This is a genomic window from Micromonospora sp. NPDC004336 (assembly GCF_053602615.1).
Genome location: NZ_JBSGDY010000014.1, coordinates 25,995 through 40,646 on the forward strand (window position 1 = coordinate 25,995; position 14,652 = coordinate 40,646).

9 protein-coding genes and 1 tRNA gene are annotated in these 14,652 nt (G+C 72.5%); 9 read left to right on the plus strand and 1 reads right to left on the minus strand.

Going from position 1 to position 14,652, the window contains the following annotated elements; translation table 11 throughout:
* Positions 1 to 17 precede the first annotated feature (17 nt).
* The 8 genes from ACWENR_RS05550 (at position 18) to ACWENR_RS05585 (ending at position 13,632) form a co-directional block, all read left to right on the plus strand.
* Positions 18 to 1,196, plus strand: coding sequence for an ROK family protein (locus ACWENR_RS05550; protein ID WP_452275857.1), 1,179 nt, complete (start codon positions 18 to 20; stop codon positions 1,194 to 1,196).
* Positions 1,197 to 1,309: 113 nt separating this feature from the next.
* Positions 1,310 to 2,821: a sugar ABC transporter ATP-binding protein gene (locus ACWENR_RS05555; protein WP_452275885.1), complete on the plus strand. Its 1,512-nt coding sequence runs from the start codon at positions 1,310 to 1,312 to the stop codon at positions 2,819 to 2,821.
* Positions 2,818 to 3,942: an ABC transporter permease gene (locus ACWENR_RS05560; protein ID WP_452275858.1), complete on the plus strand. Its 1,125-nt coding sequence runs from the start codon at positions 2,818 to 2,820 to the stop codon at positions 3,940 to 3,942. Before ACWENR_RS05555 ends, ACWENR_RS05560 begins: the two co-directional genes overlap by 4 nt.
* A 150-nt stretch (positions 3,943 to 4,092) precedes the next feature.
* Positions 4,093 to 5,148 (plus strand): substrate-binding domain-containing protein, encoded by a 1,056-nt coding sequence (locus ACWENR_RS05565; protein ID WP_452275859.1) that lies wholly within the window; start codon positions 4,093 to 4,095, stop codon positions 5,146 to 5,148.
* A gap of 53 nt (positions 5,149 to 5,201) precedes the next feature.
* On the plus strand, positions 5,202 to 6,431 hold the full coding sequence (locus ACWENR_RS05570; RefSeq protein WP_452275886.1) for a Gfo/Idh/MocA family protein: 1,230 nt from the start codon (positions 5,202 to 5,204) through the stop codon (positions 6,429 to 6,431).
* An 840-nt stretch (positions 6,432 to 7,271) separates the two neighbouring features.
* Complete coding sequence (locus ACWENR_RS05575) at positions 7,272 to 10,139, plus strand: PQQ-dependent sugar dehydrogenase (RefSeq protein ID WP_452275860.1); 2,868 nt, start codon at positions 7,272 to 7,274, stop codon at positions 10,137 to 10,139.
* Positions 10,140 to 10,216: 77 nt separating this feature from the next.
* Positions 10,217 to 12,322, plus strand: coding sequence for a ThuA domain-containing protein (locus ACWENR_RS05580; protein ID WP_452275861.1), 2,106 nt, complete (start codon positions 10,217 to 10,219; stop codon positions 12,320 to 12,322).
* Positions 12,323 to 12,624: 302 nt separating this feature from the next.
* The gene (locus ACWENR_RS05585; RefSeq protein WP_452275862.1) at positions 12,625 to 13,632 is read left to right on the plus strand and encodes a sugar phosphate isomerase/epimerase family protein; all 1,008 of its coding nucleotides are present in this window, start codon (positions 12,625 to 12,627) and stop codon (positions 13,630 to 13,632) included.
* A gap of 142 nt (positions 13,633 to 13,774) precedes the next feature.
* On the opposite strand, the gene ACWENR_RS05590 is transcribed toward ACWENR_RS05585, so the two are convergent.
* Positions 13,775 to 14,179, minus strand: coding sequence for a hypothetical protein (locus ACWENR_RS05590; RefSeq protein WP_452275863.1), 405 nt, complete (start codon positions 14,177 to 14,179; stop codon positions 13,775 to 13,777).
* Between the two features lie 270 nt (positions 14,180 to 14,449).
* Between ACWENR_RS05590 and ACWENR_RS05595 the strand changes: the two genes are divergently transcribed.
* A tRNA-Asn gene (locus tag ACWENR_RS05595) sits at positions 14,450 to 14,522 on the plus strand.
* The last annotated feature ends 130 nt before the right edge of the window (positions 14,523 to 14,652 follow it).

The window sequence follows — 14,652 nt, forward strand, 5'->3', positions numbered from 1 at the left end:
GCGAAGAGGTGAGTCCGGTGCGGAGCGTCGATCCCCTGCACGTACGACTGTTGCGGCTGCTCCGCGACGAGGGGGCGGTGTCCCGGGCCGAGTTGGGCGCCCGGCTCCAGATGCCCCGCCCCCGGCTGCTGGCCGAGCTGGAACGCCTGGTCGGCCTCGGCTACGTGGCCGAGGCGGGGCTGGCCGCCTCTCGGGGCGGTCGCCGCTCCACCCTGGTCGAGCTGAGCCCACACCTGCGCTTCGCCGCCGTCGACCTGGGCGCCAGCTCGATCGACGTCGAGGTCGTCAACGGACGCCTGGAACCGGTGGCCGCCTATGCCGAGCCGGCCGACATCCGCACCGGCCCGAAGGTCATCCTCCACCGGGTCAACGAGCTGCTGCACAAGGCCCGGGTGGACGGCGCCTACGAGCGGCTCGACGCCGTCGGCATCGGGGTGCCCGGCCCGGTCAGTTTCCGCGACGGCGTACCGGTCTCCCCGCCCATCATGCCGGGCTGGGACCGGTTCCCTGTGCGCGAGCTGCTCACCCGCGAGCACGGCTGCCCGGCGGTGGTCGACAACGACGTCAACATCATGGCGATCGGCGAGCGGCACGGCGGGGTCGCGCACTCCGTCGACGACTTCCTCTTCGTCAAGATCGGTACCGGGATAGGGTGCGGGATCTACCTCGACGGCGGGGTCTACCGGGGCACCGACGGCTGCGCCGGCGACATCGGCCACATCCAGGTCGACGCGCACGGTTCGATGTGCTCCTGCGGCAACGTCGGCTGCCTGGAGGCGCTGTTCAGCGGGGCGGCGCTGGCCAGGGACGCGACGGCGGCGGCGCGCAGCGGCGCCTCGCCCGCGCTGGCCGAGCGACTCGCCGCGCGGGGTGCCGTGACCGCCCGGGACGTCGCCGAGGGCGCCGGCGAGGGGGACGTCACCTGCATCCAGCTCATTCGCGAGGGGGGCCGGCGGGTCGGCGGGGTCCTGGCCGGGCTGGTCAGCTTCACCAATCCGTCGATGATCGTGATCGGCGGCGGGTTGGCCCAGCTCGGGCACATCCTGCTGGCCGAGATCCGCAGCGTGGTCTACCGCCGGTCGCTGCCGCTGGCCACCGGCAACCTGCCCGTCGTCCTCTCCGAACTCGGTCCACGGGCCGGCGTCGCCGGCGCGGCCGTGCTCGCCAGCGACGTCGCCTTCGCGGAGGCGTCGTGACCGGGCGCGAGGAGGAGACCGCGCCCCGGTCCGGGGAGCCGGCCTTCGCCGGCTCGGCGCCGGGGGCGTCCGCCCCGCTGGTCGAGGCCCCCGCCGACGCCGTCGCGGGCGAGGTGGTCCTGCGCCTCACCGACGTGGTCAAGACCTTTCCCGGCGTACGCGCCCTGGACGGGGTGCAGTTGGAGGTGCGGGCGGGCGAGGTGCACTGCCTGCTCGGGCAGAACGGCGCCGGCAAGTCCACCCTGATCAAGGTGCTCGCCGGGGTGCACCGGCCCGACTCCGGGCTCGTCGAGTGGCGGGGCGAGCCGGCGACCTTCGCCAACCCGCAGGCCGCCATGCGCGCCGGCATCGCCACGATCTACCAGGAACTCGACCTGGTCGAGGACCTCTCGGTCGCGGAGAACGCCTTCCTCGGCCACGAGCCGCGCCGGCTCGGCTTCGTCCGGCGGGGCGCCATGGCCCGGCACACCCGGCAGATCCTCGGCCGGCTCGGCCACGCCGAGATCCCGCCGGGGCGGATGGTGCGCGCGCTGCCCGCCGCCGGCAAGCAGATCGTCAGCATGGCCCGCGCGCTCTCCCACGAGGCCCGGCTGATCATCATGGACGAGCCGAGCGCCGTGCTGGCCCACGACGAGGTGGGCAACCTGTTCCGGATCATCCGGGAGCTGACCGCGCAGGGCATCGCCGTCATCTACATCTCGCACCGGCTGGAGGAGATCCGCGAGATCGGCGACCGGGTGACCGTACTCAAGGACGGCCGGACCACCGCGGCGAACCTGTCGGCCCGCGACACCCCGACCCGCGACCTGGTCAGCCGGATGACGGGCCGCACCATCGAGTACGTCTTCCCGGACCGGCCGGCCGACGCCCCCGGCGGCGCGGAGCTGCTCGCCGTCGAGGGGCTGACCCGGGCCGGTGAGTTCGCGGACGTCTCGCTCCGGGTCCGGGCCGGGGAGATCGTTGGCATCGCCGGGCTGGTCGGCTCGGGCCGGTCGGAGCTGCTGGAGACCATCTACGGCGCGCGCCGCCCCGAAGCCGGCTCGGTACGGATGGCCGGCCGGACGCTGCGCCCCGGCAGCGTCGGCGCGGCGGTGCGGGCCGGCATGGGGATGGCCCCCGAGGAGCGCAAGAGCCAGGCACTGCTGCTCGGCGAGCCCGTCTACCGCAACGTGACCCTGGCGACCTTCGCCCGCTTCGCCCGCGCCGGGTTCACCGACGCCGGCCGGGAACGGGCCGAGGCGGACCGGGTGGCCGGGAGCCTGGAGCTGCGCCCCCGCGACGTACGGCGGCCGGTGCGCACCCTCTCCGGCGGCAACCAGCAGAAGGTGGTGGTCGGGCGTTGGCTGCTCGGCGACACCCGCCTGCTGCTGCTCGACGAGCCGACCCGGGGCGTCGACGTCGGCGCCCGGGCGGAGCTCTACCAGGTGATCCGGGGGCTGGCCGCGCGCGGCGTCGGGGTGCTGCTGGTCTCCAGCGAGGTCCCCGAGGTGCTCGGCCTGGCCGACCGGGTGCTGGTGATGCGGGAGGGGCGGGTCGTCCGCGAGGCCCCGGCCGGCGAACTCGACGAGAACACCGTGCTCGACCTCGTCATGGCGGGGTCCCTGATGGAAGGCGCGCCGGCATGACCGAGGGTCCTACTCCCACCGTGGCGCCGCAGCGGGCGGCGCAACTGCCGGCGCAGTCGCCGCCGGTGGACCCGACACAGACGGCCGCGGCCGTCCACAAGGTGGCCGCCCCGGGGCGGCTCTCCTGGTGGCGGGGCGACGGCGGCGACGGCGCCCGGCGCAACCTCGGCCTGGTCGGGGTGCTGGCGGTGCTCGTCGTGATCGGCGCGCTCACCCGCTCCGACCTCTACTCGGACCCGGACTGGGTGTGGGACAACGTCCTGAGCATCCTCAAGCTGGCCGCCGTGGTCGGCGTGGTCACGGTCGGGATGACGTTCGTGATCATCGGCGGCGGCATCGACCTCTCCGTCGGCGCGATCGTCGCGCTGGCCGGGGTCTGGTGCACGACGGTGGCGACCCAGAGCTACGGCGCCGGCGGCATGATCTTCAGCGCGCTCACCGTCGGGCTGGCGGTCGGCCTGGTCAACGGGCTGCTCGTCGCGTACGGGCGGCTGGTGCCGTTCATCGCCACCCTCGCCATGCTGGTGGCCGCCCGGGGCCTGGCCGCCGAGATCTCCGACAAGCAGACCCAGGTGTCGGGCAACGCGTTCATCAACGGTCTCGCCAGCAACGACCTGCTCGGCATCCCGCTGCTGGTCTACATCCTCGCCGCCGTGGTGGCCGCCGGCTGGATGCTGCTCAACCGCACCACGTTCGGCCGGCGTACGGTCGCCGTCGGCGGCAACCCGGAGGCGGCCCGGCTCGCCGGCATCAACGTCAGGCGGCACACCGTGCTGCTCTACGCGCTCTCCGGCCTCTGCTGCGGCATCGCCGCCATCATGCTCACCGCCCAGGCCAACTCGGCCCAGGCGGCGATGGCGAACCTCTACGAGCTGGACGCGATCGCCGCCGCGATCATCGGCGGCACGCTGCTCAGCGGCGGGCGGGGCACCATCGTCGGCTCCCTGCTCGGGGTGGTCATCTTCGCCACCATCACCAACCTCTTCGCGATCAACGGTCTCTCCACCGAGGCCCAGAACATGGTCAAGGGCGGCATCATCGTCGCCGCCGTCCTGGTCCAGCAGGTCCAGTTCCGCAGCCTCACCCAGTTCCTCGGCCGCAACCGGCCCACCACCACCTGATCCCGTTCCACCCGCCCGCACCCGCCAACGCAAGCACCCGCACCCGCACAGCGTCCGGGCCACCCGAGCGACGGTGGCCGGGCCCCGTACGCCCTCTTCCCGTCCCGTACCGCGAATCTCCTCCCACCACCGCCTACCCAGGAGGTCGTCATGACCCAGCACAGTCGCGACGTGTCGCGCCGTCGGCTGCTCTTCGGCGGGGCCGCCGCCGGCGCCGGCGTGCTGCTCGCCGGCTGCACCAGCAACGAGGCCGAACCCACCGAGGCGCAGACCAAGGCGGCGGCCGCGCCCGGCGGCAACAGCGAGCCCGGCAAGCGGGTGACGGTCGGCTTCTCCGCGCCGGCCGCCGACCACGGCTGGATCGCCGCCATCACCAACAACGCCAAGGCGCAGGCCGCGGCGTACTCCGACGTGGAGTTCAAGACCGTCGAGGCCGGCGCCGACGCGGCGGCCCAGCGGGCGGCGCTGGCCACGCTGGTCTCCCAGAAGCCGGACGTGATCGTGCTGCTGCCGCACGACGGCAAGGAACTCAACGCGTTCGGCCTGGAGGCGATGAAGGCCGGCATCCCGGTGGTCAACCTGGACCGGGCCTTCCCCGACGCGCGGGCCTACCGGCTCCAGATCAAGGGCGACAACTACGGCATGGGCGTGGCGGCCGCCACCTACATGATCGCGCAGTTCAAGGCCAAGGGCGTCAGCAACCCGGTCATCGGCGAGATCGCCGGCATGGACGAGCTGGAGCTGACCCAGGAGCGGTCGAAGGGCTTCGTCGACACGCTCGCGGCGAACGGCTTCAAGGTCGCCAACCGCCGGGCGGCGCGGTTCACGGCCGACTCGGGGCAGCAGGAGGCGGCGCAGCTGCTCCAGGCCCTGCCGAAGATCGACGCCGTCTGGAACCACGACGACGACCAGGGCATCGGCGTGCTGGCCGCGGTGAACCAGGCCAACCGCAAGGAGTTCTTCATGGTCGGCGGCGCCGGCTCGAAGAAGGCGATGGAGGCGATCCAGGCGGATGACACGGTGCTGAAGGCGACGGTCACCTACAGCCCGTCCATGGCCTCCTCGGCGATCTCCCTGGCCCGACTGATCGCCCAGGGCAGGGGCATGTCCGACCTGGTGGAACTCCAGGTGCCCAAGGAGATCATCCTCGCCTCCGAGACGATCACCAAGGAGAACGCGGGCGACTACCTCAAGCTCGGGTTCTGACACACGGGGGGAGACCCACCTTGTCCACGACAGACAGGCAACTGCGGGTCGGCATGGTCGGCTACGCGTTCATGGGCGCCGCGCACTCGCAGGCGTGGCGCACCGTGAACCGGGTGTACGACCTGCCGGCGCGGGCCCGGCTGGCGCTCATCTGCGGCCGGGACGCCCGGAAGGTGGCCGACGCCGCCGACCGGCTCGGCTGGGAGGCGTACACGACCGACTGGCGCGAGCTGGTCGCCTCCGACGACATCGACGTGGTCGACGTCTGCACACCGGGGGACAGCCATGCCGAGATCGCCCTCGCCGCGTTGGCCGCCGGCAAGCACGTGCTGTGCGAGAAGCCGCTGGCCAACACGGTCGCCGAGGCCCGGGCGATGGCCGCCGCGGCGGTCACCGCGCAGGCCGCCGGGGTGCGGTCGATGTGCGGGTTCAACTACCGGCGGGTGCCGGCGGTCACGCTCATGCGGCGGCTCGTCGCCGACGGACGGCTCGGGGTGATCCGGCACGTCCGGGCGACGTACCTGCAGGACTGGATCGTGGATCCGCAGTTCCCGCTGGTCTGGCGGTTGCAGCGGGACCGGGCGGGCTCCGGCGCGCTCGGCGACATCGGCGCGCACATCATCGACCTCACCCAGTACGTCACCGGCCGGCGGATCACCGGGGTCAGCGCGGTCACCGAGACGTTCGTCAAGGAGCGGCCGCTGCCGGCCGGGTCGAGCGGGCTGGCGGCGACGGTGGACGCGACGGGGGCGGCGGTGGACGGGCTGGCGGCGGCCGACGCGAACGGCGCCGACGGCCACCGCCCGGCCACCGGGCCCGTCACCGTCGACGACGCGGCGGTCTTCGTGGCCCGGCTCGACGGCGGCGTGCTGGCCACGTACGAGGCGAGCCGCTTCGCCACGGGCCGCAAGAACGCCCTGCGGGTGGAGATCAACGGCTCGCTGGGCACGGTGGCGTTCGACCTGGAACGCCTCAACGAGCTGGAGTTCTACGACGCGACGCGGCCAACCGCCGAGCAGGGGTTCAGCCGCATCCTGGTGACCGAGGGGGAGCACCCGTACATGTCCGCGTGGTGGCCGCCCGGGCACATCATCGGCTACGAGCACTCCTTCACCCACCAGGCGCGGGACTTCATCGAGGCGGTCGCCACCGGCGTCGACCCGGCCCCCTCCTTCGTGGACGGGTTGCAGGTCCAGCTCGTGCTGGACGCGGTGACCCGGTCGGCGGAGCTGGGCTCCTCGTGGACGGAGGTGGAGCCGGCCCTGGCCACGGTGGCCGCCTGAGCCGACTCCGGTGCCGACCGGCGAGGGACCGGCCGCGGTTGCGCCCCGCGGCCGGGACGAGGTCGGCGCCGGAGGGCGTGCGGCCGGGCCGGCGTGGCCCGGTGCCGCACAAGCAGAACGGTCGTCCGGTGCGGCCGGACCGGGATTCCCCGGTCGCACCGGAGGGCCGTGACCACCCGGCGACGGCGCCGGGCCGAGTCACCCCACGACGTCCGGCCGGCGCGCGCAGTCGCGTCGGCCGGTGGACGCGGGGGAGGCAGGGACGGGACGCCGACCGGCCCTGCCTGCCAGCCCCGTCCGTCCGCGCCCGCACCGGGAGCCGGGCTGGGGTCGTCGCCGCCGACGTCGACACCGGACCGGCGGATTCCACCCGGGTCAGGCCGGCGGACGGGGCCCAGCCACACCTCTCCGAACAGGAGACTCCTGGCGTCCGCCCCGGTGAGCGCCGAGGCCCGTGCCGCCCTGCCCCGGGCTCGCCGGCCCTACCCGGGCTCGCCGGCCCTGCCCGGGCTCGCCGCCCGACCCCGCCGAGTCGTTGCGCGCCAACGACTTTCCGCGATATCGACGAAAGTTAGTGCCGGATCGGCGGAAGCGCTGGACACATCGATGCACGTCGCTTAATCTCGGGGCCATCGCAGATGTGTTTCGTCGAGGTGAACCGGCGGCGCGGGAACCCATCGACTGGTGACCTCCGATCGATGGGGTCCGCCCCCATCCCTCGCCGGTCACGACCGGCCGGGCACGGCACCCGGCGGGCCGAACGCATCCCCCGCTACGGCATCCGGCGCGACGGCGCGCGCCCGCCCTGGCAGTCACTCGTCAGGAAGGGACGGCACACCCATGTCCATCCAGGACGCCCCCATCCACCGGCTCCGCCGACGGCTCAGCGCCGCCTCGGCGCTGCTGCTGGCCGCCACCGCGGGCACGGTCGCCCTCGGCGCCGGCCCGGCCACCCTGGGCGGGCCCACCCCGGCCGAGGCCCACCCCGTCGTCGGCACCGACTTCCAGCAGGTCACCCTCGCCAAGGGCGTCGCCGAGGTCGGCGAGCCCATGACGATCGCGGTGCTGCCGGACCGGTCGGTCCTGCACACCGCCCGCAATGGCACGGTCCGGCGTACGGACTCCGCCGGCACCACCTCCGTGATCGGTACGGTGCCCGTCTACACCCACGACGAGGAGGGGTTGCAGGGCATCGGAGCCGACCCCAACTTCGCCACGAACCGGCACATCTACCTCTACTACGCGCCGCCGCTGTCCACGCCGGCCGGGGACGCGCCGGCGACCGGCAGCGACTTCTCGGCCTGGCAGGGCGTCAACCGGCTGTCCCGGTTCACCCTCAACGCCGACTTCACGATGAACACCGGCAGCAGGGTCGACATCCTCGACGTGCCCGCCGACCGGGGCATCTGCTGCCACGTCGGCGGCGACATCGACTTCGACGCCGCCGGCAACCTCTACCTCTCCACCGGGGACGACACCAATCCGTTCGACTCGGCCGGGTACGCGCCCCTCGACGAGCGCACCAACCGCAACCCCGCGTACGACGCGCAGCGCAGCGCGGCCAACACCAACGACCTGCGCGGCAAGATCCTGCGGATCAAGGTGAACGCCAACGGCACCTACTCGATCCCGGCCGGCAACATGTTCGTCGACTCGGACGCGCGGACCCGCCCCGAGATCTACGCGATGGGCTTCCGCAACCCGTTCCGGATGAGCGTCGACCGGGCCACCGGCATCGTCTACGTCGGCGACTACGGCCCGGACGCCGGCACGACCAGCGCCCGGGGCCCCAGCGGCCAGGTCGAGTTCAACCGGATCACCGGGCCCGGCAACTACGGCTGGCCGTACTGCACGGGCACCAACACCGCCACCGAGACGTACGCCGAGTGGGACTTCGCCGCCGGCACGGCCGGGGCCAAGTACAACTGCACCGGCGGGCCGACCAACAACTCGTTCCGCAACACCGGCCTGCCCACCCTGCCGGGGGCGAAGCCGGCCTGGATCCGGTACGCCGGCGACGCCGGCAGCCCGCCCGAGTTCGGTGGCGGCTCCGAGTCGCCGATGGCCGGCCCGGTCTACCGGTACGACGCCGCGCTCAACTCCACCACCAAGTTCCCGCAGTCCTTCGACGGCCAGTTCTTCGCGGGCGAACTCGGCCGGGGCTGGGTGAAGCCGATCCACCTCAACGCCGACGGCTCCCCGGCCGGCATCGACACGTTCCCGTGGAACGGCAAGCAGGTCATGGACATGGCGTTCGGGCCGGAGGGCGCGCTCTACGTCCTCGACTACGGCACCGGGTACTTCAACGGCGACGCCAACTCGGCGCTCTACCGCTACGACTACATCGCGGGCGGCAACCGGGCGCCGACCGCCGTCGCCGCGGCCGACAAGACCTCCGGCGCGGCCCCGCTGACCGTCAACTTCTCCTCGGCCGGGTCCAGCGACCCGGAGGGCGGGGCGCTCACGTACTCCTGGGCGTTCGGCGACGGCACCGGCTCGACGGCGGCCAACCCCAGCAAGACGTACACCGCCAACGGCACCTACCAGGTCACGCTGACCGTACGCGACCCGCAGGGCGCCACCGGCACGGCGAACGTGCAGATCGGCGTCGGCAACACCGCGCCCACGGTCACGATCAACAGCCCGGCCGACGGCAGGCTGTTCAGCTACGGCGACACCGTGCCGTTCAGCATCACCGTGACCGACCCCGAGGACGGCGCCATCGACTGCGCCAAGGTCAAGATGACGTACGTGCTGGGCCACGACAGCCACGGCCACCAGATCACCTCGAAGAACGGCTGCTCGGGCTCGATCACCATCCCCGTCGACGGCGAACACGACGACGCGGCGAACATCTTCGCCGTCTTCGACGCCGAGTACACCGACGCGGGCGGGCTGACCACGCACAGGCAGCACACCCTCCAGCCGCGCAAGCGCCAGGCGGAGCACTTCAAGACCTCCGCCGGCGTCGGCACCTTCGACAAGGGCACCGCCGAGGGCGGCAAGACCGTCGGCGACATCAACAACGGCGACTGGATCGCGTTCGAGCGGTACCGGATCGACAACGCGACCTCGTTCAGCGCCCGGGTCTCCTCGGCCGGGGCCGGCGGCACCCTCCAGGTGCGGGTCGGCTCGCCCACGGGCACCGTGCTCGGCTCCGCGACCGTCCCGGTCACCGGCGCCTGGGACGCGTTCACCACCGTCAGCGGCAGCATCTCCGGCGCGCCGGCCAGCACCGGCACCCTCTACCTCACGTTCGCCGGCACCGGCACCGGCGCGCTCTACGACGTGGACACGTTCGCCTTCACCACGGGCACGGCGGGGGTCCGCACCGGCCCGCTCGTCGGGCTCGGCGGCAAGTGTCTGGACGTGCGCAACGCAGCCACGGCCGACGGCACCCAGATCCAGATCTACGGTTGCAACGGCACCGCCGCGCAGACGTGGACGGTGACGCCGAACTCGACGGTGAAGGCGCTGGGCAAGTGTCTGGACGTCTCGGGTGGTGCGTCGGCGGACGGGACGAAGATCCAGTTGTGGACGTGCAACGGGACGGGTGCGCAGAACTGGTCGGCCCAGGCGGACGGGACGCTGAAGAATCCGCAGACCGGTAAGTGTCTGGACGTCTCGGGCAACAACGCGGCCGACGGGCAGGTCGTGCACCTGTGGACCTGCCACACCGGCGCCAACCAGAAGTGGACCCTGCCCTGACCTGAGGCGGGGAGGGGCCGCCGTGCCCCTCCCCGCCCCGGCGGGCCGTCGACCAGCCCCGGCAATTGGAGAGCGACATGCGCAGACTCCTCCGACCCCTCCTCGGCGCGGCCACCGCCGTCCTCGCCGTCCTCGCCTGCACCACCCCGGCCACCCCCGCCAGCGCCGCCGACGCCCCGTACGACGTGCTGGTCTTCTCCAAGACGGCAGGCTTCCGGCACGACTCCATCGCGGTCGGCACCCAGGCGATCCGCGACCTCGGCGCGGCCAACAACTTCACCGTCACCGCCACCGAGGACGCCGCCCAGTTCACCACCGCCAACCTGTCCCGCTTCGAGGCGGTGGTCTTCCTCAACACCACCGGCGACGTGCTCGACGCCGCGCAGCAGGCCGCCTTCGAGGCGTACATCGGTGCCGGCGGCGGATACGTCGGCGTGCACGCCGCCGCCGACACCGAGTACGGCTGGTCGTTCTACGGCAACCTGGTCGGGGCGTACTTCGCCTCGCACCCGGCCATCCAGCCGGCGAACGTGAAGGTGGAGAACCGGGCGCACGCGGCCACCGCGCACCTGCCGCAGACCTGGAACCGCACCGACGAGTGGTACAACTACCAGACCAACGCCCGCTCCACGGCCCGCGTGCTGGCCACCCTCGACGAGTCGTCCTACACGGGCGGCTCGATGGGCGCCGACCACCCGCACTCCTGGTGCAAGACCCACAGCGGCGGCCGGTCCTTCTACACCGGCGGCGGGCACACCCAGGCGTCGTACGCCGAGCCGGCCTTCCGCGCCCACCTGCTCGGCGGCATCCGGTACGCGGCCGGCCGGGCCAAGGCCGACTGCCGGCCCGAGACCGGCTACACGCCGCTCTACAACGGCTCGACCACCGGCTGGTCCCAGGCCGGGCCGGGCAGCTTCACCAACTCCGACGCCACCCTCACCTCGGTCGGCGGGATGGGCCTGTACTGGTACAGCGCGAAGCAGTTCACCAACTACTCGCTGAAGCTGGACTGGCGGCTCGCCGGTGACGACAACTCCGGCGTCTTCATCGGCTTCCCGGTCTCCAGCGATCCCTGGTCGGCCGTCGACAACGGCTACGAGGTGCAGATCGACGCCACCGACGCGGCCGACCGCACGACCGGCGCCGTCTACACCTTCAAGTCCGCCGACATCGCCGCCCGCGACGCGGCGCTGAACCCGCCGGGGGAGTGGAACACCTACGAGCTGCTCGTCGAGGGCGAGCGCCTCCAGGTCTTCCTCAACGGTGTGAAGATCAACGACTTCACCAACACCGACCCGGTCCGCTCGCTCGCCGGCCACATCGGCCTGCAGAACCACGGCACCGGCGACGACGCCTCGTTCCGCAACATCCGGATCAGGGAACTCGGCGGCAACCCGCCGGTCGGGAACACCGTCCAGGCCGAGGCGTTCAGCTCGGCCTCCGGGGTCTCGCCGTTCACCAAGGCCGGCGCGAACGGCGGGCAGACCCTCGGCCACATCGACCCGGGGGACTGGGCCGCGTACGCCGGGCTCGACCTGACCGGCACGACGTCGCTGCGGGCGCGGGTGGTCTCCGGCGGGCCGGGCGGCACCATCCAGGTGCGTACGGGCTCCGCGACCGGCACCGTCCTCGGCTCGGTGGCGGTGCCCAACACCGGCGGCTGGAACACCTTCGCCGACGTCACGGCCGCCCTCTCCGGTGTGCCGTCCGGCACCGGCACGCTCCACCTGACCTTCACCGGCTCGGGCACGGGGCTCTTCGACGTAGACGACTTCACCCTGGTCAGGTCCGGCGGCAGCGGCGGCGTCGGCCCGATCCGCGGCCTGGGCGGCAAGTGCCTGGACGTACGCAACGGCGCCACGGCCGACGGCACCCAGATCCAGATCTACGGTTGCAACGGCACCGCCGCGCAGACGTGGACGGTGACGCCGAGCTCGACGGTGAAGGCGCTGGGCAAGTGTCTGGACGTCTCGGGTGGTGCGTCGGCGGACGGGACGAAGATCCAGTTGTGGACGTGCAACGGGACGGGTGCGCAGAACTGGTCGGCCCAGGCGGACGGGACGCTGAAGAATCCGCAGGCCGGTAAGTGTCTGGACGTCTCGGGCAACAACCCGGCCGACGGGCAGGTCGTGCACCTGTGGACCTGCCACACCGGCGCCAACCAGAAGTGGACCCTGCCCTGATCCGCTGACCCTCCCGCCCTGCCCCGCGATCCTGCGGCTGTCCGTTCCGGGTGTGCACACCGTGCCGGGCGCGGACCGCGGGATCGCGGGGCGGGGCTTTCGTGGGGGGCCCGGCGGTCCTAGAGTGGGGTCGGCGACCGTGGCGGTTGCCGGTGACCGGCGGGAGGCGCAACCCGGCGGGTCCAGGTGCGCACCCGCACCCACCGGCGCTCCGCAGCGGCCCGCCGCGCACCGGCCCGGCCGGTCACCTCGCCCCGGTCACGCATCCACGGAATCCCCCATCACCACAGGGGAGAAGCACCATGGCGCGACCCATCACGCTCTTCACCGGCCAGTGGGCCGACCTTCCGTTCGACGAGGTCTGCCGGCTCGCCGCCGAGTGGGGCTACGACGGGCTGGAGATCGCCTGCTGGGGCGACCACTTCGAGGTCGACAGGGCGCTCGCCGACGACTCGTACGTCGAGCGGAAGCGGGAGACCCTCGCCAAGCACAACCTGAAGGTCTTCGCGATCTCCAACCACCTCGTCGGCCAGGCCGTCTGCGACCACCCGATCGACGAGCGGCACCAGGGCATCCTGCCGGCCAGGATCTGGGGCGACGGCGAGCCCGAGGGCGTACGCCGCCGGGCCGCCGAGGAGATCAAGGACACCGCCCGGGCGGCGGCGAAGCTCGGCGTCGACACCGTCGTCGGCTTCACCGGGTCGTCGATCTGGCACACGCTGGCGATGTTCCCGCCGGTGCCCCCGTCGATGATCGAGCGCGGCTACCAGGACTTCGCCGACCGGTGGAACCCGATCCTCGACGTCTTCGACTCCGTCGGGGTGCGCTTCGCCCACGAGGTCCACCCGAGCGAGATCGCGTACGACTACTGGACGACCAGGCGGGCGCTGGAGGCGGTCGGGCACCGACCCGCGTTCGGGCTGAACTGGGATCCGTCGCACTTCGTCTGGCAGGAGCTGGACCCGGTGAACTTCATCTTCGACTTCGCCGACCGGATCTACCACGTCGACTGCAAGGACGCGAAGGTGCGTACGGGGGACGGGCGGCGGGGCCGGCTCGCCTCGCACCTGCCGTGGGCGGACATGCGGCGCGGCTGGGACTTCGTCTCCACGGGCCACGGCGACGTGCCCTGGGAGGATTGCTTCCGGGCGCTGAACGCGATCGGCTACTCCGGCCCGATCTCGATCGAGTGGGAGGACGCCGGCATGGACCGCCTCGTCGGCGCCCCGGAGGCCCTGCGGTTCGTCCGCCGGCTCGCCTTCGACGCCCCGGCCGCTGCCTTCGACGCCGCGTTCAGCAGCAGGGACTGAGTCGGGCCGCGGACGGCCGCACCCTGGGCCGTCGCCTTCGACGCCGCCTTCACCGGCAGGGACTGAGCCGGCCCGCACCCTGGGCCCGGCACACACGAGCGGGTCGGTCACCGGATGGCGACCGACCCGCTCGGAGGTGCGATCAGAGGGTGCTGCCGTTGGTGCCCGAGCTGGACGGCTTGCTGCGGGGCGTGGTGCTGGCCGACGTCGACCCGGGGGTCGAGCCGGTGCTGGACGAGCCGGAGCTCGCCTTCGCCCCCACCGTGGCCGGCGTGCCGGCGAACGCGTCGTCGGCGGCGGTGAGCTCCTGCTTGCTGCCGTTGCTGCTCAGCTTCTCGCCCAGCTTCGACTGGCCGAGCTTGTCCTTGCCCTCGCTGTAGAGGCGGGTCGCCTGGGCCTGCGCGACACCGGCCGCCTCCTGGACGGTCGGGTGGTCGAGCACCTTGCGGCCCCGGATCACCAGCTCCTCGTACTTCTCCCGACCGGCACGGGCGCCCAGGACGAATCCCGCAGCCAGCCCGCCAAGAAACATGATCTTTCCGCGCATGGCGGCTCCTTCCGTACCTGACGCGCCGTCGTCCGGCGGTTACCCCGCCGGAGGCGACCAAATCGCGCCTGTCTCCTCTGTCCGCAGCTAACTACCCATCCTGCTCTCCGCTCATGCCTCCTTGTGCCGTGATGACGATTTGTCTGGTTTATTGTCGTGTCGGCGGGGCACGGACGACGGGGGTAACCCCCTGGACCAACACCCCCTGGAATCCTGTACTCTTGTCCCCGTCGCACGGAGCGGGGAGATCCGCCCCGGACGACGCAACGGTCCCCCGTAGCTCAATTGGCAGAGCAGCCGGCTGTTAACCGGCAGGTTTTTGGTTCGAGTCCAAACGGGGGAGCTTCCACACCTGACGCCCGTCGGCCCCGCCGGCGGGCGTTTGTCGTAGCCGCGCCCGTCGAGGTGCCGGCCGTCGGAGGGGCCGGGTTTCGGCCACCCCGGGCGCTCTTGCCCGGCAGGATGGGCGGTGT

What these genes read in the sequence shown, in the direction of transcription:
- ACWENR_RS05570 (WP_452275886.1), top strand. Translation starts at nt 5,202, where the DNA reads ATGGTCGGCTACGCGTTCATGGGCGCCGCGCACTCGCAGGCGTGGCGC.
- ACWENR_RS05590 (WP_452275863.1), bottom strand. Translation starts at nt 14,179, where the DNA reads ATGCGCGGAAAGATCATGTTTCTTGGCGGGCTGGCTGCGGGATTCGTC.
- ACWENR_RS05560 (WP_452275858.1), top strand. Translation starts at nt 2,818, where the DNA reads ATGACCGAGGGTCCTACTCCCACCGTGGCGCCGCAGCGGGCGGCGCAA.
- ACWENR_RS05580 (WP_452275861.1), top strand. Translation starts at nt 10,217, where the DNA reads ATGCGCAGACTCCTCCGACCCCTCCTCGGCGCGGCCACCGCCGTCCTC.
- ACWENR_RS05575 (WP_452275860.1), top strand. Translation starts at nt 7,272, where the DNA reads ATGTCCATCCAGGACGCCCCCATCCACCGGCTCCGCCGACGGCTCAGC.
- ACWENR_RS05585 (WP_452275862.1), top strand. Translation starts at nt 12,625, where the DNA reads ATGGCGCGACCCATCACGCTCTTCACCGGCCAGTGGGCCGACCTTCCG.
- ACWENR_RS05565 (WP_452275859.1), top strand. Translation starts at nt 4,093, where the DNA reads ATGACCCAGCACAGTCGCGACGTGTCGCGCCGTCGGCTGCTCTTCGGC.